We start from the raw sequence: 26341 nt of genomic DNA on the forward strand, positions 1-26341 counted from the left end.
ATCGCGGGTGGGGCTGCCGGCCGTGCAGCCGGCGCTGCGGCCGGCCCTGGTGGTCCACCCCTTCCATGCGGCTGGGCGGATGCACTGATGCTCGCCGCCAGCATCGAGATACTGATCAAAAAAGCCGTCAAGCAGACGCCACGCGGAAGCATGATCGTAGCTCCCAGCTCCTAACTGCCCGCAACGTTCAACGCAGAAGTGCCGGAATGGTTCGTTGTCGGCCGCGGCCGGCCTTGCGATCTTCCGACGCAGGCAGCCTCAAGACAAATCCTGCGTGAGTATCGTGGTGAACTGCTCCAGCGCCCAGTCCACCTGGTCGCTGGTGATCACCAGCGGCGGGGCGATGCGGATCGTGTGCTCATGGGTGTCCTTGGCCAGGATGCCCTTGCCCTGGAGCGCCTCGCAGTAGCGGCGGGCGCGGCCGGCCTCGGGATGCAGCTCGACCGCCAGCATCAGGCCGCGCCCGCGCACCTCGCGGATCGTGTTGGCGCGGATGTCCTTCAAGCCTTGCAGAAAGCGCGCGCCCTGCGTGGCCGCGTTCTCGATCATGCCTTCCTCGACCAGCACGCGCATCGCCGCGCGCGCCACCGCGCAGGCCAGCGGGTTGCCGCCGAAGGTCGAGCCATGCTGTCCGGGTCGGAGTGTTCCGAGCACGTCGTTGTTCGAGAGCACAGCCGACACCGGATAGAAGCCGCCGGACAAGGCCTTGCCGAGCAGCGTCACGTCCGCCTCAATGCCCTCGTGCTGTTCGGCGAGCAGCTTGCCGGTGCGGCCGAGCCCGGTCTGGATCTCGTCGAGCACCAGCATGACGTTGTGGGCGGTGCAGAGCTCCCGCACGCTGGCGAAATAGCCGGCTGGAGGAATGATGACACCGGCTTCGCCCTGGATCGGCTCGACCAGAAAGGCGACCGTGTTCGGCGTGATCGCTTGTTCCAGCGCCGCGGCATCGCCGAACGGGATTATCCTGAAGCCCGGCGCGAACGGCCCAAAGTGTCCGCGGGTCTCGGCGTCCGTCGAGAAGCCGACAACGCCCAGCGTGCGTCCGTGGAAATTGTCGGCGCAGACGATGATCTCGGCCTGGCCGTCCGGCACGCCTTTCACCTCATAGCCCCATTTGCGCACCGACTTGATCGCGCTTTCGACCGCCTCGGCGCCGCTGTTCATCGGCAGCACCTTGTGGGAGCCGGTCAGCGCCGCGATCTCCTCGTAGAACAAGGCGAGCTGGTCGTTGTGGAAAGCGCGCGAGGTGAGCGTCAGCCGCTGTGCCTGTTCCACCATCGCCGCCAGGATCTTGGGGTGGCAGTGGCCCTGGCTGACCGCGGAATAGGCGGAGAGGCAATCGAGATAACGGTTGCCTTCGGTATCCCAGACCCAGACACCTTCGCCGCGTGTCAGGACGACGCCGATCGGCTGGTAATTATGGGCGCCAAAGCGTGCTTCGGTTGCGAGGAGATCAACGACCGACGGGCTCATTTTTCGTCACTCCCATTGGGCAGCCTGGGACGTGCGCGATGCTGCCGATTTGCTCCGGCGTGTCAAATGGTTCTGGGCATCCACCGGGCATTTTCGACCAACCTGTCCCCTACTGTGCATGGGGTTGTTTTCGACATTTTTGTTTGGGCCTCAGGAGTCCTGATCGCGATGCGCGATCTCCAGCGTGACCAGCCGCGCCAGCAGCGTCGCCGGATAGAGCTGGCCGAAGATGGCTTCCATGTTGCACAGGCTGCGCGCAACCGGATGGAGCGGGGCGACGTCGCCATATCCGGTCGTGGTCATCGTCGCGAAGCTGAAATAGATGACCTCGCTTGCGAGGCTGGGACTGTCTTCCACCTTCATGCTGACGAAGGCGTCCTGATCCAGCGAGCCGATAAAGGTGTAGAGGGCTGCGAAAATGATCGCGACAGTCAGATACAACAGCACCGCGCCGATCACGCGATGATAGGTCACGCGCCCCGGCGCAAAAGTCTGGCGCGCGACCGCCCAGGCCATCGTCGCGCCCACGATGAACCACGAGCCCGCGAACAGATTGAGATCGAGAATGGACGGCGATTTGATCCGCAGGATCGCGCCGGTCACGATCATGCCGAGCGCGATCAGCATGCCGATGACCGCGACCGGGCTGCCTGATATCACGAAGATGCCGCAGACCAGCAGCAGCGCCAGCACCAGCTCGGAGACCTGGAATGCAAAAAGCCCCAGCGCCTGCAGCGGCGCGATCACGAACATCATGATCACCAGCAGCACTGTCAGCACCGTCAGGGCCGGATCGGCCCAGCGTTCGCGCAATCGATCGATGTTCATGACGCCTCAGCCGATCGAGCAGGGTACGCTCAGGAAGCCGCGGAACCGGACGCGGCCACCGCGTACGGGCTGACTGCTTACGGCATAATCCGGGAAGCGCGCCAGGAACCGCGAGATCGCAATCGCGCCTTCGAGCCGGGCCAGGGCCATGCCGGCGCATTGGTGCGCACCGGTGGCGAACGCAAGGTGCCGGTTCGGCGTGCGTGCGACGTCGAAGCGTTCAGGGTCCGGAAACTGCGCGGGATCGCGGTTGGCAGCACCGATGCACAACGTCACCGACGTGCCCGCTTCGAGCACGACGCCGCCGAGCTCGACCCGCTCCGTCGTCATGCGGTTGCCGAGCTGGTTCGAGCTTTCGTAGCGCAGCATCTCCTCCACCGCGGTCTTGATCATATCGGGATTGTCGATCAGCCGCTGCTTCTGGTCCGGATTCCTGTCGAGCGCGACGAGGCCGTTGCCGATCAGATTGGTGGTCGTCTCGTGGCCGGCGTTGAGCAGGAAGATGCAATTGTGCAGCAGCTCCTTCTCGGTCAGCCGCTCACCGTTGTCTTCGCCCTGGATCAGGCGCGTCAGCACGTCGCGCTCGGGATTGCCGGGCTTCTGGCGCCGGCGCGCGACCAGCGTCTCGAGATAGGCAAGGAAATCCGTCACCGCCTTGTTGCCGCGCGCGGCAACCGCAGGCGATACGACGGGCTCGAGCGCGCCAAGGATCGCCAGCGACCAGTCGCGCAACGGCGTGCGCTCCTCATGGGGGACGTCGAGCAAATTGCCGATCACCTCGATGGGGATGGAGGCGGCAAAATCCTCGATCAGCTCGCAATCGCCCTTGGCAGCGATGGTGTCGAGCAGGCTGTCGACCAGCCTGACGATGTCAGGCTCCATCCCCGCGATCGCGCGCGGCGACAGCGCGCCCATGATCAGGCGCCGCACCCTTGTGTGCGCCGGCGGATCGTTGAAGACGAGGCTTGTGGTGTGGTGCTCGTAGAGCGGGGTGTCGCCATATTTCGGCGCGAACTCGCGCTTCTTGTCCGAGCTGAACGACCTTGTGTTCTTGTAGGCGGCGACAAGGTCGTCGTAGCGGGTCAGGAACACGGTGCCGCTTGGCAGGCGCTTGACCGGCTCGTTCTCCCGCAGTGCACGATAGGTCGGGTAGGGATCGTCGTAGAATTCGCTCGTCAGCTTCGCCAGATCGAAATTGGCCGCCAGTTCTTTCGCATCTGCGTTCATGCGCCATACTCACCGGTTGAGACCGATATGCCGTTTTCGCTCTTTCGAGCCGTGCTGATCACCGTCTACAGTCTCGCCGTGATTTGCTAGCCGACCGGACAGGAAAATGCACGCCCGCGCTGATGCTTCCGACACCGCCCCGAGCTGGCCGGACGATATTTTCGCGACCTTGCAACGCTTCGACGTGCGGCAGGTGCCTTATGTGCCCGACGCCGGTCACTCGAAGCTGATCCAGCGCGTGCTCGGCTCCTCCACGATGCGCGGCATTCCGCTGACGACGGAGGAGGAAGGCGTGGCGCTGCTCGCCGGCGCCTGGACCGGCGGTCAGCGCGGTGTGCTGCTGATGCAGTCGAGCGGCGTCGGCAATTGCATCAACATGCTGTCGCTGATCCCGATCCTGCGTTTTCCGTTCCTCACCCTCGTGACCATGCGCGGCGAGTGGGGCGAGTTCAATCCGTGGCAGGTGCCGATGGGTTCGACCACGCAGGGCGTGCTCGAGCTCTCCGGCATCAAGGTGCTGCGCGCCTCGAACGCAGCCGAGGTGCCGGCGGTGTTGGAGGCGGCCGCGGCGCAAGCCTACAACGCGCTGACGCCCACCGCCGTCCTGCTATCGCAGCGCCTGATCGGCGCCAAGGTTTTCACCAGATGAGCAAGGCCAATCTCCTCGACCGCCGCCAGGTGGTGTCCGCGCTGCTGGCCAACCGCAAGGACGTCGTCGCGATCGGTGGCCTCGGTGCCTCCACCAACGACATCACCGCCGCGGGCGATCATGCCCGCAACTTCTATCTCTGGGGGGGCATGGGCGGCGCTGCGATGATCGGGCTGGGTCTCGCGCTGGCGCAGCCAAAGTTGCCGGTGCTGGTCATCACCGGCGACGGCGAGATGCTGATGGGGATGGGCAGCCTTGCCACCATCGGCCTGCAGAAGCCCTCCAACCTCTCGATCGCAGTGCTCGACAACGAGGCCTATGGCGAGACCGGTGGCCAGACCAGCCACACTTCGGCTGCGGCCGATTTGGTGGGCGTCGCCAGGGCCTGTGGCATCACCGACAGCCGGGCGATCTCGACCATGGCCGAGGTCGAAACCTTCGCCAAGACCGTCCATGATCTCTCGACGGGGCCGCGCTTTGCCAATGTGAAGATCGACAGCGCCAGCGTCGAGCGGATTTTGCCAAGTCGGGACGGGACCTACATCGTCAACCGGATCCGCGGCGATCTCGGCTTCCAGCCGATCTGACATCGCCCGGTTGCTCTCGCCCTCGCCGACGGCCGGCCCTCGGTGGTCGGGAAAGTGTGACCAATTTCCAACAAGTCGGCACCCACCTAGGTTGCGTCGCACCATTTGGCTTGACTTTGGCGTGGGTGAGTGCTTACTCACTAGCATGAGCTCATTGCGTATGACGAGCGACCTGAGGCGTCAATTGATCCTCGGAGCCGCAAAGCGTTGCTTTGCCCGACACGGCTATACCGGCACCACGACCAAGAGCGTGGCGGCCGCTGCTGCCATTTCCGAGGCGCTGCTGTTCAAGCATTTCCCGTCCAAGGCGGCGCTCTATGCTGAAATCCTCAGCGACGAGTGCGAGGCGGACCCGGCGCTCATGGATCTGCTCGAGCGCGAGTCGTCGACGGCCACCCTGGTGGAATTGATCCGCGGCATGGTCCAGCATTTCCTGATGATCGCCGACGGACCCGACCAGGAGGAGGCCCAGCGCCTGCGACTGACGGCCACCAGTCATCTGGATGACGGCGAATTCGCTCGTTTGCTATATGCCAAGATCGAGACGCTGATCGGGGCGGTCTTCGTCGCCTCGCTCGAACGTGCGGTCGCCGCCGGCGATGCGCGGGCGAGTGGCAGTGAACCGCTCAACCTGTTCTGGTTTGCGCATCATACGGTGATGACCGCTGCGCTGACCAGGCTGCCGTCCGTGCCCTGTCTCGCTTATGGCAGGGCGAACGATCTGGAGCGGCAGCTCTGTGAGTTTCTCTTGAGAGGCATCGGACTTAACGACGCCGCAATTGCTTCGCATCTGGGCCGCGATCAGGCCGCTTGTGCCGGCAAAACGGCGATTGCAGAAAGCGCATGACATGAACATCGTAACCGAACACAAGATTTCGGGCGAACCGATCGACAGCAAGGCTCCCAAGCGTCCGGTTCGGCCGGTGCTCTGGTTCATCATCGTCGGCACGCTCCTGGGCGCGCTGGTTGGTGGTCTCGTCTGGTTCAACTATTTCCGTGGCCAGATGATCAAGCAGTTCTTCGCCAACAACAAGCCGCCGCCGACTGCCGTCAGCGCGGCGGAAGCGAAGTCCGAGGTGATCCCGAACCTGCTCACCGCGGTCGGCGGCCTCACCGCCGTGCACCAGGTCGACGTCAGCGCCGACGTAAACGGCCGCGTCACCGAGATCAAGTTCGAGCCCGGCGCCCATGTCGAGGCCGGCACGCCGCTGGTGCAGCTGTTCGACGCGCCCGACCAGGGCGACCTCGCCAACTACAAGGCCCAGGCAACGGTCGCACAGCTCTCGCTCGACCGCGCAAAACAGCTGGCGTCGCGCCAGTTCGGTCCGCAGGCGACCGTCGATTCCGCGCAGGCCGCCTATGACCAGGCGCTGGCCGGCATCGCCAAGACCGAAGCGCTGATCTCGCAGAAGCTCGTCCGCGCGCCGTTCTCAGGCGATCTCGGCGTCCGCAAGGTCGAGGTCGGTCAGTATCTGACCGCGGGCACGGCGATCGTCTCGCTGACTGATCTGTCGGAGCTGTGGGCCAACTTCACGGTGACGGAAAAGGACTCCGCGAATCTCAAGGTCGGACAGTCTGTCCGGCTGAAGGTCGACGCCTATCCGGGCCGCACCTTCGACGGCAAGATCACCACGATCGAGCCGCAGATCGCCGCCGATACGCGCAACATCCGCGTGCAGGCGACTGTCTCCAATCCGGAGAAGATCCTGAAGCCCGGCATGTTCGTGACCACCACGGTGGTGCTGCCGGACAAGCCGGCCGTGATCACCGTTCCGGAGACGGCAGTCGATTACACCCTGTACGGCGACTCGGTGTTCGTGATCACCGAGAAGAAGGGAGAGGACGGCAAGACCAGCCTGAGTGCGGTGCGCACGTTCGTGCAGACCGGCAGCCGGGTCAATGGTCGCACCGAAATCATCAAGGGCGTGAAGCCGGGCGACAAGGTCGTCGCCGTGGGCCAGCTCAAGCTGCAGTCGGGCGCCGCCGTGGCGATTTCGACCGACCCTGCTCCGCAGATCCCGGCGCAACCGCCGCGCTACTGACACTACACTCGCGTGATCCGGCCTGGCCGGATCACGTTTCTTGAGACATAGAAATCGAGATCGCCGCGATGGCCTTTACTGATATTTTCATCAAGCGCCCGGTTCTGTCGGTCGTCGTCAGCCTGCTGATCCTGCTGATCGGACTGCGCGCGGCGATGGTGCTGCCGATCCGGCAGTACCCGAAGCTGTCGAATACGGTCATCAACATCACGACCGTTTATCCCGGCGCGTCCGCAGACCTGATCCAGGGCTTCATCACGACGCCGATCGAGCAGGCGGTCGCCTCCGCCGAAGGCGTGGACTACATGACCTCGTCCTCGGTGCTCGGCACCTCGACGATTCAGGTCTACATCAAGCTGAACTTCGATCCGAACCAGGCGCTCACCGAGGTGCTGGCCAAGACGAATTCGGTCAAATATCTGATTCCGAAGGAATCGAACGATCCGGTCGTCACCAAGACCACGGGCCAGACAACGGCCGTGATGTATCTCGGCTTCTCCTCCGAGGAGCTGTCGGGCTCGGCGATCTCCGATTATCTGACGCGCGTGGTGCAGCCGGTGCTGTCGACCGTCGACGGCGTGGCCTCGGCCGATATTTTGGGCGGCCAGACCTTTGCGATGCGGCTGTGGCTTGATCCCGTGAAGATGGCAGGCCGCAGCGTATCGCCGGCCGACGTCGCGTCCGCGATTGCGGCCAACAACTTCCAGTCTGCGGCGGGACAGACCAAGGGCTATCTCATCGTTTCCAACATCTCGACGAACACCAGCCTGACCGACGTCAACCAGTTCCGGAAGATGATCGTCAAGGCCAAGGACGGTGGCTTCGTCCGGATGGAGGATATCGCCACGGTCGAACTTGCGGCGCAGAGTACCGACGCGAGCGTCGCCTTCAACGGCGAGCATGCGATCTTCATTGGTGTGAACGCGACGCCGCAAGGCAATCCGCTGACGCTGGTCAAGGGCGTGCGGGCGCTGTTCCCGGAGCTCGAGCGCAATCTGCCGCCCTCGATGAAGATGAAGGTCGCCTATGACTCGACCAAGTTCATCCAATCCTCGATTGACGAGGTGGAGAAGACGCTGGGCGAAGCCGTCATCATCGTGATCGTGGTGATCTTCCTGTTCCTGGCCTCGCTCCGTTCGGTCATCATTCCGGTCGTCACCATCCCGTTGTCGATGATCGGCGTCTGTACCCTGATGCTGGCGCTGGGCTTCAGCTTCAACTTGCTGACCTTGCTCGCGATGGTGCTCGCGATCGGGCTCGTGGTCGACGACGCCATCGTGGTGGTGGAGAACATCCACCGCCATCTCGAAGAAGGGAAGACACCGGTGCAGGCGGCGCTCGAAGGCGCGCGCGAGATCGTCGGCCCCGTCGTCTCGATGACCATCACGCTCGCGGCGGTGTATGCCCCGATCGGTTTCCTCGGCGGTCTCACCGGTTCGCTGTTCCGCGAATTCGCGTTCACGCTCGCCGGCTCGGTGATCGTATCAGGCGTGATCGCGCTGACGCTGTCGCCGATGATGTGCTCGGTGCTCCTCAAGAACACCGAGGAGGGCCGCTTCGCCAAGCTCGTCAACAGGGTGTTTGGCGCGCTGACGCGCTGGTACGGCCGCAGGCTTGACCGCTCGCTCGACTACAAGACGATCACCGGCCTGTTCGCCGTGACGATCCTCGGACTCGTCGGCTTCCTCTATATGCACACCTCGAAGGAGCTGGCGCCTGAGGAAGACCAGGGTATCGTGTTCGCGGTGACCAAGGCGCCGAAATACGCCAACATCGACTATGTCGATTTCTACGGCGAGAAGCTCGACAAGGAATTCCAGAAATTCCCCGAGACCGATTTGCGCTTCGTGCTGAACGGCATCAACGGTCCGCAAGGCGGCATCGCCGGCATGCTGCTCAAGCCGTGGGAAGAGCGCAAGCGGTCGTCGATCGCGCTGAAGCCGCTGGTCCAGGCCGAGCTCTCCAAGATCGAGGGCGTGCAGGCCTTCGCATTCAACCTGCCGCCGCTGCCGGGTGGTCCGGGCGGTCTGCCGGTGCAGATGGTCATCAACTCCACCGCGGGCTACCAGACCGTTTTTGAGCAGATGGAGAAGCTGAAGGACGCTGCCCGCAAGAGCGGCATGTTCATCGTCTCCGACAGCGACCTCGCCTATAACCAGCCGAACGTGCAGGTCACGATCGACCGCACCAAGGCGCAGGATCTCGGCGTCAACATGCAGAACCTCGGCAGCACGCTCGCGGTTCTGCTCGGCGGCAACTACATCAATCGCTTCAATCTCGAGGGCCGGTCCTACCAGGTGATCCCGCAGGTGCCGCGCAGCGATCGTCTCTCGCCGGAATCGCTCGGTGGCTACTATGTGACGACCAACACCGGACAGCAGCTCCCGCTGTCGACCGTGGTCTCGATCAAGACCAAGACCGACCCGAACTCGCTGACGCATTACAATCAGCTCAACTCGGCGACGTTCTCGGCCGTGCCGATGCCCGGCGTGACCGTCGGCGCTGCGGTGGAGTTCCTTGAGAGTGAGGCCAAGAAGCTGCCGCAGGGCTTCAGCCACGACTTTCTCGCGGATAGCCGGCAGTATGTTCAGGAAGGTAACCAGCTCGCGATCACCTTCGGTTTCGCGCTGATCATCATCTTCCTGGTGCTGGCCGCGCAGTTCGAGAGCTTGCGTGACCCGCTGGTGATCATGATCTCGGTGCCGATGGCGATCGTGGGAGCGCTGATCCCGCTGTTCTTCGGCGCGGCCACCATGAACATCTACACTCAGGTCGGTCTGCTCACCCTGGTCGGCCTGATCACCAAGCACGGCATCCTGATGGTGGAGTTCGCCAACGAGCTCCAGGTCAATGAGCGGCTCGACCGTCGATCGGCGATCGAAATGTCTGCCCGCATCCGCTTGCGGCCGATCCTGATGACGACGGCTGCGATGGTCACGGGCCTGATCCCGCTGCTGACTGCAAGCGGCGCCGGTGCGGCCAGCCGCTTCTCGATCGGTCTCGTGGTCGTGGCCGGCATGTCGATCGGCACGCTGTTCACGCTGTTCGTGCTGCCGGCCGTCTATGTCGTGCTGGCGACCGACCATCGCGCGGCGGCCGATTCCGAGCGTAACAAGCAGGTCAATGAACTCGACGTCGGCGCCAAGGCGCTGCGGCCGACCTGACCTGACCTAAGCTCGATTTGCGTGCGAAGCGGCAATAGCCACGGCTGTTGCCGCTTTTTCTTGTCGCGCGGTATCTCGTGCTATGATCGCAGCTGCGCCGTGATTGTGCGCTTGAGGCGGGTTGTCAGATGAAGAGGCGCGAATTTCTGGCAGTGCTTGGCGGGGCGGCATTGGCGCGCCCGGGCATGGCGTCGGCCGATACGCCGGGTCGTATCTATCGCCTGGGTACGGTGGCCCCGATCGCGCCGGTGACGGCGGAGAGCCGGGGCGGCAAGATCCTGATCAAGGTGCTCGAAGAGCGCGGTTTCAAGCTCGGCCGCAACCTGACCTTCGAAGCGCGGGGCGCACTTGGCGACGTCGCGATGCTGCCCGCGCTCATCGCAGAGCTGAAGGCCGGGAACGTCGACGTCGTCGTGATCATTGGCTACCCGACGGCCATGGCCGCCAAGGCCGCCGGCATTGCCACTGTCGCGGCCAGCGGCGTCGGTGATCCCGTCGAGACCAAGCTGATCGAAAGCCTGGCGCATCCAGGCGGCAAGATCACCGGCATTTCGGACGTCGCAGCGACGCTCAGCGCCAAGCGGCTGTCGCTGCTCAAGGAGGTTTCGCCGAAACTGACCAAGGTCGCGATGCTCTGGAACAAGGACGACCTCGGCATGACCATGCGCTATCAGGCATCCGCGAAGGCGGCCCAGGCGCTCGGACTGACCGTGCAGGCGCTCGGCGTGCGCGAGCCCGACGATTTTGACGAAGCCTTTTCCGCGATGAACAACGATTTGCCCGACGGCATCCTGATGGTCGCGGACGCGCTGACGATTCTTAATCGCGAGCGCGTGTTCGAGTTCGCCGCGGTCCGAAAGCTGCCGGCGATCTACGAATTCGACCAATTCGCCCGCGACGGCGGCCTGATGTCCTACGGTGCGGATTCTTCGGAATCGTTCGAGCGAGCGGCCGCGCTGGTCGCCCGCATTTTCAATGGGGCAAATCCCGGCGACCTGCCGTTCGAGCTCCCGACCCGCTATCCCCTGGTGCTCAATCTCAAGACGGCGAAGGCGACCGGACTTGAAATTCCACCCACCTTGCTGGCACTTGCCGACGAGGTCATTGAGTAACCCAGTGCGCTGCGGCGGGAGACAAGGTTCGGCCTTCTTGCTAGGCTTGGGGGAATGAGCATTTCCGTCCATCCCGACACTCCGCAAACCAGGACCCTGCCGCGCGCGGCCGAGGGCGGGGTCGCGTCCGGCGAGGCGGGGCGGGGGATCAGGACCCGGCTGTTCACCAAATATGTCGCGCTGTTCGTGGCCGTGGTCGCCGTCGCCCTGCTGGCCAATGGCCTGTTCGAGGTCTTCTTCTACTATCGGGAGCACAAGGCCTCGCTGATCCGGGTCCAGCACGAGCAGGCCGAGGCGGCGGCCGCCAAGATTGGCCAGTTCATCAAGGAGATCGAGAGCCAGCTCGGCTGGACCACGCAGTTGCCCTGGTCGGCGGGCTCGATCGAGCCGCGCCGGTTCGATGCGCTGCGGTTGCTGCGTCAAGTGCCGGCGATCACCGAGCTCGCCCAGGTCGACGCGACCGGCAGAGAGCGCCTGCGCGTTTCGCGGCTGGCGATGGACGCGATCGACAGCGGCGTCGATCTGTCGGACGATCCAAAATTCACGCAGGCGGTCGCGCACAAGGTTTTTTACGGGCCGATCTATTTCCGCAGGGATTCCGAGCCCTACATGACGCTGGCGCAGGCCGGCGCCCGTAAGGATGCGGGCGTCAGCATCGCAGAGGTCAATCTCAAGCTGATCTGGGACGTCGTATCCCAGATCAAGGTCGGCGAGCACGGACACGCCTATGTGGTCGGCCCGGAGGGGCGCCTGATCGCGCATCCCGACATCAGCCTCGTGCTGCGCAACACCGACATGTCCAAGCTCGAGCAGGTACGCGGTGCTCAGGCCGGTGGCGGCGCAATGCCGGATGCATTGCAGGAAGCGACCAACATCCAGGGGCAGAAGGTCCTGACGGCCTCCGCGCCGATCGCGCCGCTCGGCTGGACCATGTTCGTTGAATTGCCGGTCGAGGAGGCCTATGCCTCGCTCTACGCATCGCTGCAGCGGCTCGCGATCGTGCTGCTCGCAGCCTCGATCTTCGCGGTGCTCGCTGGAATATTCCTCGCGCGCCGCATGGTTGGCCCGATCCAGGCGCTGCGCAGCGGTGCCGAGCGCATCGGCGGCGGCGATTTCTCTCAGCGCATCTCCATCAAGACCGGCGACGAGCTCGAGGAGCTAGCCGACCAGTTCAACGACATGGGCGCGCGCTTGCAGGAATCCTACGCGGATTTGGAAAAGAAGGTCGAGGTACGAACGGCCGAATTGAGCGAGTCGCTGGAGCAGCAGACAGCGACTTCGGAGGTGCTACAGGTGATCAGTTCGTCTCCGGGCGAACTCACGCCGGTTTTCCACAAATTGCTCGAGAACGCCACGCGCGTCTGTGGCGCGAGTTTCGGGATCATGAACCTGTGGGACGGCGAAGGCTTCACCATCGCGGCTGACTACAACGTGCCGCCTGCGTTCGCCGCTTCGCGAAGAGATGTGGCGATACGCCCTCATCCGGAGAGCGCGCTCGCTGCGGTCGTCAGGACGCGTCAGGTCGTTCACGTTCACGATGTGCAAAGCACACCGGCCTATATTGCGGGAGGCCCAAGCATTCGCGGAATCTCCGATGTGGCCGGTGCCCGCACGATCGTCGTCGTACCGATGCTGAGGGAGAGCGAGCTGATCGGCACGATCGCAGTCTATCGCAAGGAGGTCCGTCCGTTCACCGATAAACAGATTTCTGTGGTCGAGAATTTCACGAAGCAAGCCGTCATTGCCGTCGAGAATGCGCGGCTGCTGAATGAGTTGCGCAAACGCACGATGGAACTCTCGCAGTCCCTTGATGAGTTGCGCGCGGCTCAGGGCCGCCTGATCCAGACCGAGAAGCTGGCCTCGCTCGGCCAGCTCACGGCTGGCATCGCCCACGAGATCAAGAACCCGCTCAACTTCGTCAATAATTTCTCGTCGATCTCGGCGGAGCTGATCGACGAGCTCAACGAGGTCCTGCAAACGGCATCGCTCGACGGCAAGACGAAGGACGAGGTGGACGAGCTGACCGGCATGCTGCGGGGGAATCTCGAGAAGGTGGTGCAGCACGGCAAGCGCGCCGATTCCATCGTCAGGAACATGCTATTGCACTCGCGCGAAGGCTCCAGTGAGCATCGCCCCACCGACATCAACGCGATCGTGGAGGAGAGCCTTAATCTCGCCTATCACGGCGCGCGCGCCGAACGGCCGTCGTTCAACGTGACGCTCCAGCGCGACCTCGATCCGGCCGCCGGGATGGCCGACGTCTATCCGCAGGAGATCAGTCGCGTCTTCCTCAATCTGATCTCGAACGGCTTCTATGCTGCGGCCAAGCGCAAGGAAAGCGCCGCGGATGGATTCGAACCGAGCTTGAGCGCTGCGACGAAGAATCTCGGCGGCAGGGTCGAGATCCGGATCCGCGACAACGGCACAGGCATTCCGCAGGACGTGAAGGGGAAGATGTTCAATCCCTTCTTCACCACCAAACCGGCCGGCGAGGGCACCGGGCTTGGTCTGTCCATGAGCCATGACATCGTCGTGAAACAGCACGGCGGCACGATCGACGTGAACACCGAGCCCGGTGTCTTCACCGAATTCATCATCTCCCTGCCGCGCGTCATGGCGGCAAGCGGTCCTTCCGGAGGCAAGACGTGAACGTTTACATCCTGGTCGTCGATGACGAGCCCGATGTCGAGGCGCTGTTCCGGCAGCAATTCCGGCGCGATCTGCGCGCCGGCCGTTTCCAGATGGAGTTTGCACCCTCGGCGCCCGATGCGCTGAGGCTCGCGGCCGAGGTTCGCGACCCCTCGTTGATCCTGATCCTGTCCGATATCAACATGCCCGGCATGAGCGGGCTCGACATGCTGCCCAGGGTGCGCGCCGAGCATCCGCATGTTCCGGTTATCATGATCACGGCGTACGGCGATGCCGAGACGCGTCGCAAGGCGATCGAGCGCGGCGCCATCGGGCTCCTCACCAAGCCGATTGATTTTGCGCTGCTGCGCCAGCAGATCGACACAAGGCTCGAGCAAGCGGCATGACCCCGACCATCCTCTTCGTCGACGACGAGCCCGACCTCGAGGCGCTGATCCTGCAGAAATTCCGCAGGCAGATCCGCGACGGGCTCGTCTCCATCATGTTCGCGCGCGACGGCTTGGAGGCGCTGGAATCGCTCGAGCAGAACCCGCAAGTCGATATGGTGGTCTCGGACATCAACATGCCCAGGATGGACGGGCTGTCGCTGCTGCAGAAGTTGCAGGAAGCCGAGGACAAGAAGTCGACCATCATCGTCTCGGCCTATGGCGACATGAGCAATATCCGCACCGCCATGAACCGCGGTGCGTTCGATTTCCTGACCAAGCCGATCGACTTCACCGACCTGGAAACCACGATCGATAAGACCCTTCGCCACATCGAGATGTTGCGCGAGGTGCGTCGTCGTCAGGCGGAGGCCGAGCGCGCCCATGCTGCGCTGTCGCGCCACTTCTCGCCGGAGTTGGCCAAGCGTCTGGCGGCAAGCGGCGAGGGCGAGGGGATCGAGGTGCAGTGGCGCGATATCGCGACCATTTTCACCGATATCACCGGCTTCACTTCGCTGGTCGAGAGCGCGCCGCCCGAGACGCTGGGCGCGCTCCTCAACGAATATGTCGGCGGGATGACCGAAGTGGTGTTCGCGCATGACGGCACCGTCGCCAAGATCATCGGTGATGCGATCCAGGTGCTGTTTAACGCGCCCGGCGATCAGCCGGACTATGCGACGCGTGCGGTCGCATGCGCCCATGATCTGGATGCGTGGGCACAGGAGTTTTGTGCGCGCCAAAGTGATCGAGGCGTGGATTTCGGAGCCACCCGCATCGGCATTCACGCCGGGTCAGCACTGGTCGGCAATTTCGGCGGGAACCGCTTTTTCGACTACACCGCGTATGGGGACACGATCAACATCGCCGCGCGGCTGGAAGCTGCGAACAAGCAGCTGGGCACCCGCATCTGTGTCAGCTCCAGTGTCGCCGAGGCAGCCAGGAACTTCCAGGGGCGACCCGTCGGCGATCTGATGCTGCGCGGGCGCAGCGAGCCGCTGCGCGCGTTCGAGCCGCTGCCGCGCGAAAGATTCGAGGCGCCCGAGACGGCGCAGTATTCCGAGGCCTTTGCCAAGATGCAAGCCGGTGACGCCGCGGCCATGCCGACCTTTGCCGCGCTGGTCGGCGCGCACGCCGACGATGCTCTCGCCGGATTTCACTTGAGGCGCCTGCTCAACGGCGGCAAGGGCATCCGCATTCAATTGGATTAGGAGCTCGTCATGACGCGTGAATTCTCCGCTGGCAATTATCGGTTCATTCCCTCCGTGTTTCAGTACTCGGCTGGGGCTGCCGCCGATGACGGCTATGAGATCGAGCGCGTCCGGTTCGATCGCCTCGTGCCTCTGGCCGAGGGGTTTGCGCTTGCGGCAAAGTTCATCCAGGAGGCAGGGCGTCCGTTGACGGCTTTCTGTGCCTGCGAGCTGCGTTCGCCGGCCGCCTTCAGCGAGGAGGGCTTCCGCGCGTTCAACCTGCATTACGTCAAGACGCTGTCGGAATGGGGCATCTTCGACGGCACCACCAATCCGGTGGCGCGCAGCAATGTCTGTCCGGAACTCGATCCGCCGTCGGAGCCGTCGTTCTATGCGTTCTCCTTCACGCGCCCTACCAGCTCCAAGGCGCCGTCCTTCGTCATCGCCGGCGGCGCCGAGGCACGCGAGGGCAGCGGCACCTATGTCGAGCGCACGGTACGCTACCGCGACCTCAGCCCGGAGGGTTTGCGCGAGAAGGTGCGGTTCACCACCACGTCCCAGATGGAGAACCGGATGACGGCGTTTGGATTTGGCTGGAAGGACACGACGGGCGTGCAGGCCTACTCCGTGCACGACTTCCATCACGCGCTGGTCGATGAACTGGTTCGGCGTGGTGCACTACGCTCAGGTCTCACCTGGCACTTTGCGCGGCCGCCGGTGGTCGACCTCGAATACGAGATGGATTGCCGCCGCGTGATGCGCGAGAGCGTGATCTAGCGCTGGCGCGGGTCGAGGGCGTCGCGCAGGCCGTCGCCAAGTAAGTTGAGCGACAGCACCACGAGGAAGATCGCCAGCCCCGGCCAGATCGCCATCCAGGGCGCCTGGGTCAGGAAGCGTTGCGCTGCGTTAAGCATGCTGCCCCAGGACGGCGCCGGCGGCTGCTGGCCAAGGCCAAGGAACGACAGCGCCGCCTCGGCGATGATCGCTGCAGCGATAGAGAGCGTGGCCTGAACCAGCAGTGCGGGCAGGATGTTCGGCAGGATATGCGAGACGGCGATGCGCCAGGGCGGATTGCCGAGTGCGCGCGCCGCTTCGACATAGTCCTCGGCCTTGACACTCAGCACCTGGCCGCGGGTCAGGCGGATGAAGATGGGCGTTGCCGAGATGCCGATCGCGATCATGGCGTTGCCAAGACTCGGGCCGAGGAACGCCGCCAGCGCAATCGCCAGGATCAGGAACGGGCAGGCCAGCATCGCGTCGGTGATCCGGCTGATCAGCGCATCGGTGAAGCCACCGCGATAGCCGGCGATGAGGCCAAGCGGCACGCCGATGCCGAGCGCGATCGCGACCGAGATAAGGCCTGCCAGCAGCGAGGCCCGCGCACCGTAGACGACGCGGCTCAGGATATCGCGGCCGAGCTCGTCAGTGCCGAACCAGTGCGCCATTGTGGGCGGCTTGCGCACCAAGCTCCAGCTCGTCGCGATGGGGTCGTAGGGCACGATCAGAGGCGCCAGCAGCGCGAGCAGGATGAAGATGGTGAGGACCGCGAGGCCCGCAACCGCCGCCTTGCGCTTGAACAGGCGGCGCCGTGCGCGGCGCGCCGGGCTGTCCAGCTCGTCGGCTTGCGCAAGGGGGCCCGACAGGGCGGCGTCGGTCATGGCCTAGCCCCTCAGCCGCGGATTGACGAGGATATAGGCGACGTCGGCGACCAGATTGAGCGTGATGTAGACGGTCGCGGTCACCAGCACCACGCCCTGCACGACGGCATAGTCGCGGTTGAACACGGCGTCCACGATCAGCTTGCCGAAGCCGGGAATGGAGAAGATCTGCTCGGTCAGCACGGCGCCGGAGAGCAGCGTGCCGAGCTCGAGCGCGCCGAGTGTGATGATCGGCGTCAGCGCGTTGCGCATGGCATGCTTGAGGATCACGGAACGCTCGGAGAGGCCCTTGGCGCGTGCGGTGCGGACGTAATCGCTTTCCAGCACCTGGAGCATGGCGCTGCGCGTATGCCGCATCAGGACCGCGGAAATGGCGTTGCCGAGCACGAAGGCCGGCATGATCGTGGCGGCAAGGCTCGCGCGCCAGTTCTCGGTGAGCGGCACGTAGCCGGAGGCCGGCAGCCAGCCGAGCTCGATCGAGAACAGGAAGATCAGCATGATCCCGAGCCAGAAGTTCGGCGTCGAGATGCCCCACAGCGCGAAGAAGTTGGCGCCGTAGTCCCAGGCCGTTCCCTTCTTCACGGCGGCGACGATCCCGGCGGGAATGCCGATCAGAAAGGCGATGATGATCGCCATCGAGCCGAGCTGCAGCGTGACCGGCAGCTTTTGCGCAATCAGCTCGCGCACCGGCATCTTGTTGCGCAGGGACTCGCCGAAATCGCCAGATAACACGCCCTTCATCCAGTAGGCATACTGCACGGGGACCGGTTGATCGAGCCGGTATTGGTGGCGGATCTGCTCGATCACGGCCGGATCGCGCTCTTCGCCCGCCATCACCAGGGCGGGATCGCCCGGCAGCAATTGTTGCAGCGAGAAGATCAGCACCGACACGAAGAACAGTGTCGGCACGATCTGCGCAAGCCGGCGGGTGAGAAAGTTCAGCATCGCCGCGGCGTCACTTCAGCTTGAGGCCGACGACGCGCACGAGGCCGTCTGGCATCTGCTTGTAGCCATCGAGCTTGGTCGTATGCGCGATGATGATGCGGCGGTGATAGAGATAAAGCAGCGGCTCCTCATCCTGGACTAGCTTCGCCAAAACTTCGTAGCTGGCCTTGCGCTTGGCAAGGTCGGTCACCAGCCGCGCGTCCTCCAGTGCCTTGTCGGCCTGCGCATTGTTCCAGTCGCCGTAATTCTGAGGAGCGCCACTGTGCAGGAAGATGAAGGTGTTGCCATCAGGATCGACGCGGCCACTCCAGGCGAGCATGAAGGCCTGGTAGTCGCCGGCCTCGGCCTGCTTGAGCCCGGTTGCAAATTCGGTGACGCGGATCTTCATGTCGAAGCCGGCCTCCGCCGCCATCGACTGGATCACTTGCGCCGGCGTCTCCGTTTCTGCGCCCTTGGGTACCAGGAAGTCGACGCTGACCGGCGGCGTCACGCCGGCTTCCTTCAGCAGCGCCTTGGCCTTCTCCACGTTGCGGGGACGGACCGGCAAGCTCTTTTGATAGTAGGGATGATCAGGATTGACCCATTGATTGCCAACCTGGAACTCGCCGTTGAACACGACCTGGTTGATCGCCTCTCGGTCGATGGCAAGGTCGAGGGCCTGCCGCACCTTGGCTGATTGGCTCAGCGGTCCCTTGGCCTTGTCCTTGCCGATGTTGAGCGTGATGCCCTGATAGCCGAGCTCGATCGCGGTGGCGACCTTCAGCCGTGAATCGGCGCGCACCTCCTTGAGATCGGTGGCGAGCACGCGCTCGATCAGATCGAGGCCGCCGGATTTCAGGTTCGCCAGCCGCACGGTGGCGTCGACGATGGGCTGGAACACGATGCGATCGATGAAGATGTTGTCCCTGTTCCAGTAGTCCGCGAACTTCTCGAACACGATGCGGTCCTGCTGCACGCGCTCGACGAATTTGTAGGGGCCGGCGCAGACCGGGTGCAGACCGAACTTGTCGCCGGCTGCCTTTGCCGCTTTCGGCGACATCATCATGCCGGCGCGATCTGTGAGCTGGGCAAGCAGGGGCGAGAACGGCGATTTCAGCACCAGCTTGATGGTGAGGGGATCGACGACATCGATGTGGTCGACCGAGGCGAGCTCCGGCTTGCGGAACGAGCCGGGGAGGGTCAGATGGCGCTCAAGCGAGAATTTGGCGGCCTCCGCGTCGAACGGCTCGCCGTCGTGGAATTTCACGCCGGGCCTGAGCTTGATGACGAGGCCCCTGCCGTCATCGACCGTCTCGCTCGACAGCGCGAGCTGGGGCACGATGTTGAGCTTCTCGTCGATGTCGAACAGCTTGTCGCAAAATGCGGCGAACACGATGCGGCCGACATAGGTGCGCGCCATCGAGGGATCGAGGATATCGGGGTCCTCGGCAAGGCCGATGCGCAGCGTGGTCTGCGCCTGGGCGGCTCCAAGCGACAGCAGGAACGCAGCCGCGGTTGCGGCCAGGCGAAACATCTTCATCGGACAGTCCCCATTGCTCCGGCTACGTCGTTGTAGGCCTTGCACTCTGTATACCAACCCCGGCCAGGCTCGCGCCTTCCGTCTTTCGGCTGAAGGCGGCGACTAATTTTGCCAGTTCCGGCGTGAATCCTAGGGCTGTGGGCAGGATGGTGTCGGCCGGGGGCAGCTCGCTGACGCGATGGCAGGCGGTGGCGTGGCCTGCCTCGTCTGCCACCAGCGCCGGCGCCTCGGCGCGGCAACGGTCGATCACGAAGGGGCAGCGGGTGTGGAAGCGACAGCCGGCCGGCGGATTGAGCGCGCTCGGGGTCTCGCCCTGCAGTACGATCTTCGCCCGCCTGGCGTGAGGCTGCGGCAGCGGAATCGCGGACAACAGGGCCCGGCTGTAGGGATGGCGTGGCTCGGCGAACAACTCGCCCGCATCGGCTTCTTCGACAATCTGGCCGAGATTCATCACCGCGACGCGGTCGGCGATGTGCTTGACCACTGCGAGATCATGCGAAACGAAGATGTAGGCCAGACCAAGCCGGTCCTGGAGCTCGCGCAGCAGGTTCAATATCTGCGAGCGGATCGAGACGTCGAGCGCCGAGACCGGCTCGTCGCAAATGATCAGCTTCGGCTCGACCGCAAGCGCGCGCGCGATGGCGATGCGCTGGCGCTGGCCGCCGGAGAACTCGTGCGGATAGCGCCGCGCCAGCCGCGGTTCGAGCCCCACCAGCCGCAGAAGCTCCGCGACGCGCTCGCGCCGGTGCGCCGTCGGCACGAGATCGTGCAGCGCCAGCGGCTCGGTCAGAATCTGGCCGACCGTCATGCGAGGATTGAGCGAGGCGTAGGGGTCCTGAAAGATGATCTGCGCCTCGCGGCGGAATTTGCGGAGCGCATCCGGATCGAGTGAGAGCAGATCGCGGCCGTCGAATCGCACCGTGCCCGCGTCTGGCTCGATCAGCCGCAGCACGAGGCGGCTGACAGTGGACTTGCCGCAGCCGGATTCACCGACCAAAGCGAGGGTCTTGCCGGGTTCGAGTGTGAAGCTGACACCATCGACCGCTTTGACATGGGCCAGCGCCCGGCCGAACAACGAGCGCCGGGCGACGAAATGCTTGACCAGGCCTTTGACCTCGAGGAGAGCGGTCATCCTCGGCGCTCCCCGCGAAATCCGGTCTCGTGTCCCGGGCGCGGCGCAGCACGAAGTGGTGCGACGCTGAACCGGGACCCAGGTTGTTGCCGCATGGGCCCCGGTTCAGCAGCGCAGCACTGCGCTTCGCTTGTGCTGCGCTGCGCCCGGGGCAAGATGGAAGAAGGCAGCGCCATCACGACACCAGACGTTCGAGCGGCGCGCGGATGCAGCGCGAGAGGTGGCCGGGACTGAGTTCCAACAGCGGCGGCGGCGCAATGGTGCAGGCGTCCAGCACGAACGGGCAGCGCGCCGCGAAACGGCAGCCTGCGGGCGGCTGTGCCATGTTCGGCACCATGCCCTCGATCGTCGCAAGCTGTTCGGCGCGATGGTCCAGACGCGGGATCGAGCCGAGCAGTCCGACCGTGTAGGGGTGCTGCGGCGCGGAGAACAATTCGTCGACCGGCGCGCGCTCGACGATCTCGCCGGCATACATCACCGCGACTTCGTCGCAGACTTCGGCGACGACGCCGAGGTCGTGGGTGATCAGAATGATCGCGGCGCCGCTCGCGGCCTTCAGCTCGCGCATCAGCTCCAGGATCTGGGCCTGCAGGGTGACGTCGAGTGCAGTGGTCGGCTCGTCGGCGATCAAGAGCTGTGGATCGCAGGCAAGCGCCATCGCGATCATGACGCGCTGGCGCATGCCGCCGGAGAGCTTGTGCGGATATTCGTCGATCCGACGCTCGGGCGAAGGGATGTGGACGCGACGCAGCAGCTCGATCGCCCGATCCCGTGCGCTGCGGCGCGAGCCGCCGCGATGGCGCAAAATGGTCTCAATGATCTGGTCGCCGATGGTGAAGCTCGGGTTGAGTGAGGTCATCGGCTCCTGGAAAATCATCGCGAGCCGGTTGCCGCGCAAGTCGCGCAGCGTCTGGTCCGAGGTCTTCAGCAGGTCGAAGCCGTCGAAGCGGATCGTGCCCGATATCTCCGTCGTCTGCTTCGGCAGCAGGCCCATGATCGCCAGCGAGGTCACGCTCTTGCCGCAGCCGGATTCGCCGACGAGGCCGAGCGTTGCGCCATTGGCGACGCTGAGATCGACGCTGTCGACCGCATGGGTGATGCGGCCGTCGTCGCCGTGGAAGCGGATGCGCAGGTCCCTGATCTCGATGAGAGGGCTTGCGTTCATGCTTGCCTCGCCCGTGCCGCGGCGATGCTGGCGTCGATGACGCTGCGATCGGTGTTGCCGGCCGGGTTCTGCCGGGTCGGCATGGAAGCGCGGAAGTGGATCCAGAGCTCGTGGCTGACCCGTTCGAGCCGCTCAAGCTCGCCGAGCGGTTCGGGGTGATCGTCGGCGCGAATGTCCAGCGCCGGCCATTCCTCCTCGCCGTGGATCAGTAGTGCCGCAGACTGCTTGCCGCGCTTGTCGCCGCCGGCGGCTTCCCCTGCGCGCATGGCGGCCAGTAGCCGCTGCGGGAAAGGCAGGCTGTCATTGGCGATGTAGGTCTTTGCCGTTTCGGCGAGCACATCGGCGCCGGCGAGCATGTTGCCCGCGATCGAGAAGCCGCTGCCGGCGATGTGCCCGCACCAGTCGACGCAATCGCGCCCCGTATGCCCGGCGATCGCGCCGCTTGCATCCATGATGTGGATCTGCCGGCTCTCACGGCCGTCGTCGGTCGCGACCAGGGCGGCGAGCACGTCGTGCGCGTTCAGGCCTTCGCGTAGCAGCTTGATGCCGTCGATGCCGTAATAGGGATTGACGAAAGCTTGCGTTGCGATGGCCCCGAGGCCTGCCGCGATGTAGGGCACACGTGCGCCGACCGCGAAGAAGCGGGTCGCTACCGCAATGCCGAACTGGCCGGTGGCAGGATCGCGCGCGATGATCGACCAGGTCATGTGCTGCCTTCAGCGTCCCGCGGCGTAGCCCTGCATGCCGCGCGGATTGGCGGCGGCGCGGCGGCGCACGCCGACACGCGAGGCGGCGGTGAGGCGGCCCTCGGACCAGTCGGGGCCGACCTCGACGATATGCCCGCGCTCGCGAAGGCTCTCGATGGTTGCCTTCGGCACGCGGTTTTCGACCACGAGCACGCCGGGACGCGCGGTGCGCGGCCAGAACGAGATCGGGAAATGCTCGGAGTGCCAGGCCGGTGCGTCGATCGCCTCCTGGAGGTTGAGGTTGCAATGGACGTGGCGCAGGAAGAACTGCGTGATCCATTGGTCCTGCTGATCGCCGCCGGGCGAGCCCCAGGCGAGGTAGGGCTCGCCGTCACGCAGCGCCATGGTCGGCGACAGCGTGGTGCGCGGCCGCTTGCCCGGTGCGAGTGCTGCCGGGTGATCTTCCTCGAGCCAGAACATTTGCGCGCGGCTGCCGAGGCAGAATCCGATCTCCGGGATCACCGGTGAAGATTGCAGCCAGCCACCCGACGGCGTCGAGGACACCATATTGCCTGCCTTGTCGATGATGTCGAAATGCACGGTGTCGCCGCGGACCTCGCCGAAGCGCCCCACGGTGGGCTCGCCGGCGCCGAGTGCGCCGACGGCCTCGCGTTGGCCCTCTGCACGGCGCAGCTTGACCACACCGCCAAAACCTTCGATCGATCCCGGGATAAAATCGAGCGACGCCTTGTCGGTGACGAGCTTGCGGCGCTCGTCGTTGTAGGCGTCCGACAGCAGCGTTGCGATCGGGATTTCGCTGAACTTGGGATCGCCGTAGAACTTTTCGCGGTCGGCGAAGGCGAGTTTTGCGCATTCGATCTGGAGATGGATGAACTCCGGCCCGGTCGGATCGAGCCCGTCAAGCGCGAAGCCTTTCAACAGCGCGAGCTGTTGCAGCGTCACCGGACCCTGGCTCCAGACGCCGGCCTTGCAGACGGTGTAGCGGCCATAATCGTAGGTGAGGGGCGCCTCGATCGTCGGCTGCCAGCGTGCCATGTCATCGGCGGAAAGCACGCCGCGATGCGGCGAGCCACTGACGTCCATCACGTCCTGGGTCCGGCAGAACTTGTCGATGGCCTCCGCGACAAAACCCTGGGACCAGGCATTTCGCGCACGCTCGATCTCGGCGTCGCGGCCTCCGCCACCGCTTTCGGCTTCGCTGAGGATGCGCGCGTAGGTCGCCGCCAGCGTCTTGTTGGTGAAGAGCGTACCGGGTTTCGGGACCTCGCCGTTCGGCAGGTAGACAGCGGCCGAGGTCGGCCAGTGCTTGCGGAACAATTGCTCGACGGTCTGGATCGTGGCGCAGGCGCGCTCGACCAGCGGATAGCCGTCGCGGGCATAAGAGATCGCGGGCTCCAGCACGTCGCGCACGCGCATCGTGCCGTAGTCGCGGAGCAGCATCATCCAGGATTCGAAGGTGCCGGGAACGCAGGCCGCGAGCAGGCCGGTGCCCGGCACCATGTCGAGGCCCTCGCTCTTGTAATGCGCGATGGTGGCGCGTGCCGGTGCCGGGCCCTGGCCGCAGATCACCTCGGTGCGGCCGCGCTTCACGTCATGGACGATAACAGGCACGTCGCCGCCGGGTCCGTTCAGATGCGGCTCGACGACCTGAAGCGTGAAGGCGGTGGCGACACCGGCGTCGAAGGCATTGCCGCCCTTTTCCAGAATAGCCATGCCGACGGCGGTTGCGATCCAGTGCGTGGTTGCGACGACACCGAACGTGCCCTCGATCTCGGGGCGCGTCGTGAAGGGATCGGGATTGACGTTGCTGGCCATGGGCTACCTCATTTGCGGCGCGCGCAATTGATCACAGGCAATGCCGCGCGGCCAATGCACAGGCCGCATGGCACGCGCGCGTCACGCCGGGACCGGCGCGGTGTTAACCGCATGGCAGGCGACGCCGTCGATCAATTCCGGAGCTTGCTTGCGACAGAGGTCGAACGCCAGCGGACAGCGCGGATTGAAGGCACAGCCGGGCGGCGGATCGATCGGGTTCGGGATCTCGCCCTTCACCGGAATGCGCTGGCGACCGGACATCGCGAGATCAGGTACGGCGCCCAGCAGCATCTTGGTGTAAGGCATGCGTGGACGGGCAAACAGCTCGCGCCCCTCCGCGATCTCCACGATCCGGCCGAGATACATCACGCCGACCCGGCTCGCCATGTGGCGGACCACGGCGAGGTTATGGCTGATGAACAGATAGGTCAGGCCGAACTTGTCCTGCAGGTCGCGCATCAGGTTCAGGATCTGCGCCTGCACGGAGACGTCGAGCGCCGAGGTCGGCTCGTCACAGACGATGAATTCGGCGTCGGAGGCGAGCGCCCGCGCGATTGCGATGCGCTGGCGCTGGCCGCCAGAGAATTCGTGCGGGAATTTCAGGCGGTCGTCGGGGTGCAGGCCGACGAGGCTGAGCAGCTCGCCGACGCGCGCCTGGATGTCGCGTTCGCCCTGGATCAGGTCGAAGGCGCGGATTGGCTCGGAGATGATGGCATCGACGCGGAAGTGCGGGTTCAGGCTCGCATAAGGATCCTGAAAAATCATCTGGATGCGGCGGCGCAGCTTTCGGCGCGCTGACGTCTGCCGCGGATCGGTCATCGAGACGCCGTCGATCAGGACGTTGCCGGAGCTCGGCGGCAACAGGCCGACCACCATCCGCGCCACCGTGGTCTTGCCTGAGCCGGACTCACCGACCAGGGCAAAGGTCTCGCCTTTCTTGATGTCGAAAGTGACGTGATCGACAGCCTTGAGATATTCGAGATGTCCGCCTTCCAGCAAGCGGTTGAGCCAGGGCTTTGAGACGTCGAAGACGCGGCGGAGATTTGTGGCCTGGACGAAGGGGGCGCTCATGCCGCGGTCTCCGCCGGCACGCTGTCATAGAGATGGCAGGCTACCGATTGTGTGCCACGCGACAGCGGCTCTGGCCGGTCGACGCGGCAGCGGTCGAAGGCGGAGGCGCAGCGCGGGTTGAACGAGCAGCCGCGGGGGATCGCCGACAGGCGCGGCATGGAGCCCGGAATCTGCACCAGGCGCTTGTCGTCGCCGGCAAGCGTCGGGATCGCGCCCATCAATCCTTTGGCGTAGGGGTGCAGCGGGTTCCTGACCACGTCCTGCACCGGGCCGATCTCGGCGACGCGGCCGGCATACATCACCGCGACGCGGTCCGAGGTCTCGGCGATCACGCCCATGTCGTGCGTCACCAGCATCACGGCGGTGCCGTGGTCGCGGCCGAGACGCTTGATCAGCGAGATGATCTGGGCCTGCACGGAGACATCGAGCGCGGTGGTCGGCTCGTCCGCGATAATCAATTCCGGCTCGGCGCAGATCGCCAGCGCAATCACCACGCGCTGGCGCATGCCGCCGGAGAATTCATGAGGGTAGCCGTCGATGCGCTTGTCCGGCGCGGGAATGCCGACCTCGGCGAGGAGGTCGATGGCACGGCGGCGGGCGGCCTGTTCGGAGAGATTGAGGTGGGTCCGGATCGTTTCCACGATCTGGTCGCCGACCTTGTACAGCGGATTGAGGGAAGTGAGCGGATCCTGGAAGATCATGCCGATGCGCTTTCCCCTGATACGGCGCATCTCTTCCGGCGGCAGATTGTCGATGCGCAGGCCCGCGAGATGGATCTCGCCACCGGCGATGCGGCCGGGCGGATCGATCAGGCCGATCACCGAGAGCCCGGTGACGGATTTGCCGGCGCCGGATTCGCCGACCACGCCGAGCACTTCGCCCTTGGCGATGTCGAAGGATACGCCGTCGATCGCACGCAGCGTGCCGCGGCGGGAGGCGAACTCGACCTGAAGATTGCGGACGGAGAGAACAGGTGCGGTCATGAA

At 64.7% G+C, this 26341-nt stretch carries 22 protein-coding genes; 10 read left to right on the forward strand and 12 right to left on the reverse strand.

Features of this window, described 5'->3' with window-relative positions:
- Positions 1 to 258 precede the first annotated feature (258 nt).
- From rocD to ABID59_RS18880, 3 genes are all read right to left on the reverse strand, one after another.
- Entirely contained in the window at positions 259 to 1473 is a 1215-nt protein-coding gene (gene rocD, locus ABID59_RS18870; protein WP_354084346.1) for an ornithine--oxo-acid transaminase, read from the reverse strand.
- A 150-nt stretch (positions 1474 to 1623) separates the two neighbouring features.
- Positions 1624 to 2301: a potassium channel family protein gene (locus ABID59_RS18875; RefSeq protein ID WP_148748959.1), complete on the reverse strand. Its 678-nt coding sequence runs from the start codon at positions 2299 to 2301 to the stop codon at positions 1624 to 1626.
- 6 nt (positions 2302 to 2307) lie between these two features.
- On the reverse strand, positions 2308 to 3528 hold the full coding sequence (locus tag ABID59_RS18880; RefSeq protein WP_354084347.1) for a cytochrome P450: 1221 nt from the start codon (positions 3526 to 3528) through the stop codon (positions 2308 to 2310).
- A gap of 106 nt (positions 3529 to 3634) precedes the next feature.
- On the opposite strand from ABID59_RS18880, the gene ABID59_RS18885 reads away from it, so the two are divergent.
- From ABID59_RS18885 to cnbZ, 10 genes are all read left to right on the forward strand, one after another.
- Positions 3635 to 4177: a phosphonopyruvate decarboxylase gene (locus tag ABID59_RS18885; RefSeq protein WP_354084348.1), complete on the forward strand. Its 543-nt coding sequence runs from the start codon at positions 3635 to 3637 to the stop codon at positions 4175 to 4177.
- Complete coding sequence (locus ABID59_RS18890) at positions 4174 to 4764, forward strand: thiamine pyrophosphate-dependent enzyme (protein ID WP_354084349.1); 591 nt, start codon at positions 4174 to 4176, stop codon at positions 4762 to 4764. The genes ABID59_RS18885 and ABID59_RS18890 overlap by 4 nt, the downstream gene beginning before the upstream one ends.
- A 145-nt stretch (positions 4765 to 4909) precedes the next feature.
- Positions 4910 to 5611, forward strand: coding sequence for a TetR/AcrR family transcriptional regulator (locus ABID59_RS18895; protein WP_354084350.1), 702 nt, complete (start codon positions 4910 to 4912; stop codon positions 5609 to 5611).
- Position 5612: 1 nt separating this feature from the next.
- On the forward strand, positions 5613 to 6806 hold the full coding sequence (locus ABID59_RS18900) for an efflux RND transporter periplasmic adaptor subunit (protein ID WP_354031733.1): 1194 nt from the start codon (positions 5613 to 5615) through the stop codon (positions 6804 to 6806).
- A 68-nt stretch (positions 6807 to 6874) separates the two neighbouring features.
- Positions 6875 to 9970 (forward strand): MexW/MexI family multidrug efflux RND transporter permease subunit, encoded by a 3096-nt coding sequence (locus ABID59_RS18905; RefSeq protein ID WP_148748954.1) that lies wholly within the window; start codon positions 6875 to 6877, stop codon positions 9968 to 9970.
- A gap of 128 nt (positions 9971 to 10098) precedes the next feature.
- Entirely contained in the window at positions 10099 to 11082 is a 984-nt protein-coding gene (locus ABID59_RS18910; protein ID WP_354084351.1) for an ABC transporter substrate-binding protein, read from the forward strand.
- Positions 11083 to 11136: 54 nt separating this feature from the next.
- A complete protein-coding gene (locus tag ABID59_RS18915; RefSeq protein ID WP_354084352.1) occupies positions 11137 to 13731 on the forward strand; it encodes a cache domain-containing protein in 2595 nt (864 codons plus the stop codon).
- A complete protein-coding gene (locus tag ABID59_RS18920; protein WP_148748951.1) occupies positions 13728 to 14117 on the forward strand; it encodes a response regulator in 390 nt (129 codons plus the stop codon). Before ABID59_RS18915 ends, ABID59_RS18920 begins: the two co-directional genes overlap by 4 nt.
- The gene (locus ABID59_RS18925) at positions 14114 to 15364 is read left to right on the forward strand and encodes a response regulator (RefSeq protein ID WP_148748950.1); all 1251 of its coding nucleotides are present in this window, start codon (positions 14114 to 14116) and stop codon (positions 15362 to 15364) included. The genes ABID59_RS18920 and ABID59_RS18925 overlap by 4 nt, the downstream gene beginning before the upstream one ends.
- A 9-nt stretch (positions 15365 to 15373) precedes the next feature.
- Positions 15374 to 16120, forward strand: a complete 747-nt coding sequence (gene cnbZ, locus ABID59_RS18930) for a 2-amino-5-chloromuconate deaminase CnbZ (protein WP_354084353.1) — start codon at positions 15374 to 15376, stop codon at positions 16118 to 16120.
- Here cnbZ and ABID59_RS18935 read toward each other — a convergent pair.
- The 9 genes from ABID59_RS18935 to ABID59_RS18975 form a co-directional block, all read right to left on the reverse strand.
- Positions 16117 to 17001, reverse strand: coding sequence for an ABC transporter permease (locus tag ABID59_RS18935; protein ID WP_354084354.1), 885 nt, complete (start codon positions 16999 to 17001; stop codon positions 16117 to 16119). The two genes, cnbZ and ABID59_RS18935, sit on opposite strands and share 4 nt — an antisense overlap.
- A 3-nt stretch (positions 17002 to 17004) precedes the next feature.
- Positions 17005 to 17946 carry an ABC transporter permease gene (locus ABID59_RS18940; RefSeq protein WP_148748947.1) on the reverse strand — a complete coding sequence of 314 codons (942 nt, stop codon included), beginning with the start codon at positions 17944 to 17946 and terminating at the stop codon, positions 17005 to 17007.
- A gap of 10 nt (positions 17947 to 17956) precedes the next feature.
- Positions 17957 to 19465 carry an ABC transporter substrate-binding protein gene (locus ABID59_RS18945; protein WP_354084355.1) on the reverse strand — a complete coding sequence of 503 codons (1509 nt, stop codon included), beginning with the start codon at positions 19463 to 19465 and terminating at the stop codon, positions 17957 to 17959.
- 22 nt (positions 19466 to 19487) lie between these two features.
- Positions 19488 to 20597, reverse strand: coding sequence for an ABC transporter ATP-binding protein (locus ABID59_RS18950; protein ID WP_354084356.1), 1110 nt, complete (start codon positions 20595 to 20597; stop codon positions 19488 to 19490).
- A 175-nt stretch (positions 20598 to 20772) separates the two neighbouring features.
- The gene (locus tag ABID59_RS18955) at positions 20773 to 21762 is read right to left on the reverse strand and encodes an ABC transporter ATP-binding protein (protein WP_354084357.1); all 990 of its coding nucleotides are present in this window, start codon (positions 21760 to 21762) and stop codon (positions 20773 to 20775) included.
- On the reverse strand, positions 21759 to 22469 hold the full coding sequence (locus ABID59_RS18960) for a DUF1028 domain-containing protein (protein WP_354084358.1): 711 nt from the start codon (positions 22467 to 22469) through the stop codon (positions 21759 to 21761). Before ABID59_RS18960 ends, ABID59_RS18955 begins: the two co-directional genes overlap by 4 nt.
- Before the next feature lie 9 nt (positions 22470 to 22478).
- Positions 22479 to 24284, reverse strand: a complete 1806-nt coding sequence (locus ABID59_RS18965) for a gamma-glutamyltransferase family protein (RefSeq protein ID WP_354084359.1) — start codon at positions 24282 to 24284, stop codon at positions 22479 to 22481.
- 81 nt (positions 24285 to 24365) lie between these two features.
- A complete protein-coding gene (locus tag ABID59_RS18970) occupies positions 24366 to 25355 on the reverse strand; it encodes an ABC transporter ATP-binding protein (RefSeq protein WP_354084360.1) in 990 nt (329 codons plus the stop codon).
- Positions 25352 to 26338 (reverse strand): ABC transporter ATP-binding protein, encoded by a 987-nt coding sequence (locus tag ABID59_RS18975; protein ID WP_148748940.1) that lies wholly within the window; start codon positions 26336 to 26338, stop codon positions 25352 to 25354. Before ABID59_RS18975 ends, ABID59_RS18970 begins: the two co-directional genes overlap by 4 nt.
- Positions 26339 to 26341 lie beyond the last annotated feature (3 nt).

The sequence above is a fragment of the Bradyrhizobium sp. S3.3.6 genome, assembly GCF_040546905.1.
Taxonomy (GTDB): domain Bacteria; phylum Pseudomonadota; class Alphaproteobacteria; order Rhizobiales; family Xanthobacteraceae; genus Bradyrhizobium; species Bradyrhizobium cytisi.

Coding starts and splice junctions, on each gene's coding strand:
- ABID59_RS18875 (WP_148748959.1), bottom strand. CDS start 2,301: ATGAACATCGATCGATTGCGCGAACGCTGGGCCGATCCGGCCCTGACG.
- ABID59_RS18910 (WP_354084351.1), top strand. CDS start 10,099: ATGAAGAGGCGCGAATTTCTGGCAGTGCTTGGCGGGGCGGCATTGGCG.
- ABID59_RS18895 (WP_354084350.1), top strand. CDS start 4,910: ATGAGCTCATTGCGTATGACGAGCGACCTGAGGCGTCAATTGATCCTC.
- ABID59_RS18965 (WP_354084359.1), bottom strand. CDS start 24,284: ATGGCCAGCAACGTCAATCCCGATCCCTTCACGACGCGCCCCGAGATC.
- rocD (WP_354084346.1), bottom strand. CDS start 1,473: ATGAGCCCGTCGGTCGTTGATCTCCTCGCAACCGAAGCACGCTTTGGC.
- cnbZ (WP_354084353.1), top strand. CDS start 15,374: ATGACGCGTGAATTCTCCGCTGGCAATTATCGGTTCATTCCCTCCGTG.
- ABID59_RS18880 (WP_354084347.1), bottom strand. CDS start 3,528: ATGAACGCAGATGCGAAAGAACTGGCGGCCAATTTCGATCTGGCGAAG.
- ABID59_RS18945 (WP_354084355.1), bottom strand. CDS start 19,465: ATGAAGATGTTTCGCCTGGCCGCAACCGCGGCTGCGTTCCTGCTGTCG.
- ABID59_RS18975 (WP_148748940.1), bottom strand. CDS start 26,338: ATGACCGCACCTGTTCTCTCCGTCCGCAATCTTCAGGTCGAGTTCGCC.
- ABID59_RS18935 (WP_354084354.1), bottom strand. CDS start 17,001: ATGACCGACGCCGCCCTGTCGGGCCCCCTTGCGCAAGCCGACGAGCTG.
- ABID59_RS18960 (WP_354084358.1), bottom strand. CDS start 22,469: ATGACCTGGTCGATCATCGCGCGCGATCCTGCCACCGGCCAGTTCGGC.
- ABID59_RS18890 (WP_354084349.1), top strand. CDS start 4,174: ATGAGCAAGGCCAATCTCCTCGACCGCCGCCAGGTGGTGTCCGCGCTG.
- ABID59_RS18900 (WP_354031733.1), top strand. CDS start 5,613: ATGAACATCGTAACCGAACACAAGATTTCGGGCGAACCGATCGACAGC.
- ABID59_RS18940 (WP_148748947.1), bottom strand. CDS start 17,946: ATGCTGAACTTTCTCACCCGCCGGCTTGCGCAGATCGTGCCGACACTG.
- ABID59_RS18970 (WP_354084360.1), bottom strand. CDS start 25,355: ATGAGCGCCCCCTTCGTCCAGGCCACAAATCTCCGCCGCGTCTTCGAC.
- ABID59_RS18950 (WP_354084356.1), bottom strand. CDS start 20,597: ATGACCGCTCTCCTCGAGGTCAAAGGCCTGGTCAAGCATTTCGTCGCC.
- ABID59_RS18915 (WP_354084352.1), top strand. CDS start 11,137: ATGAGCATTTCCGTCCATCCCGACACTCCGCAAACCAGGACCCTGCCG.
- ABID59_RS18905 (WP_148748954.1), top strand. CDS start 6,875: ATGGCCTTTACTGATATTTTCATCAAGCGCCCGGTTCTGTCGGTCGTC.
- ABID59_RS18885 (WP_354084348.1), top strand. CDS start 3,635: ATGCACGCCCGCGCTGATGCTTCCGACACCGCCCCGAGCTGGCCGGAC.
- ABID59_RS18925 (WP_148748950.1), top strand. CDS start 14,114: ATGACCCCGACCATCCTCTTCGTCGACGACGAGCCCGACCTCGAGGCG.
- ABID59_RS18955 (WP_354084357.1), bottom strand. CDS start 21,762: ATGAACGCAAGCCCTCTCATCGAGATCAGGGACCTGCGCATCCGCTTC.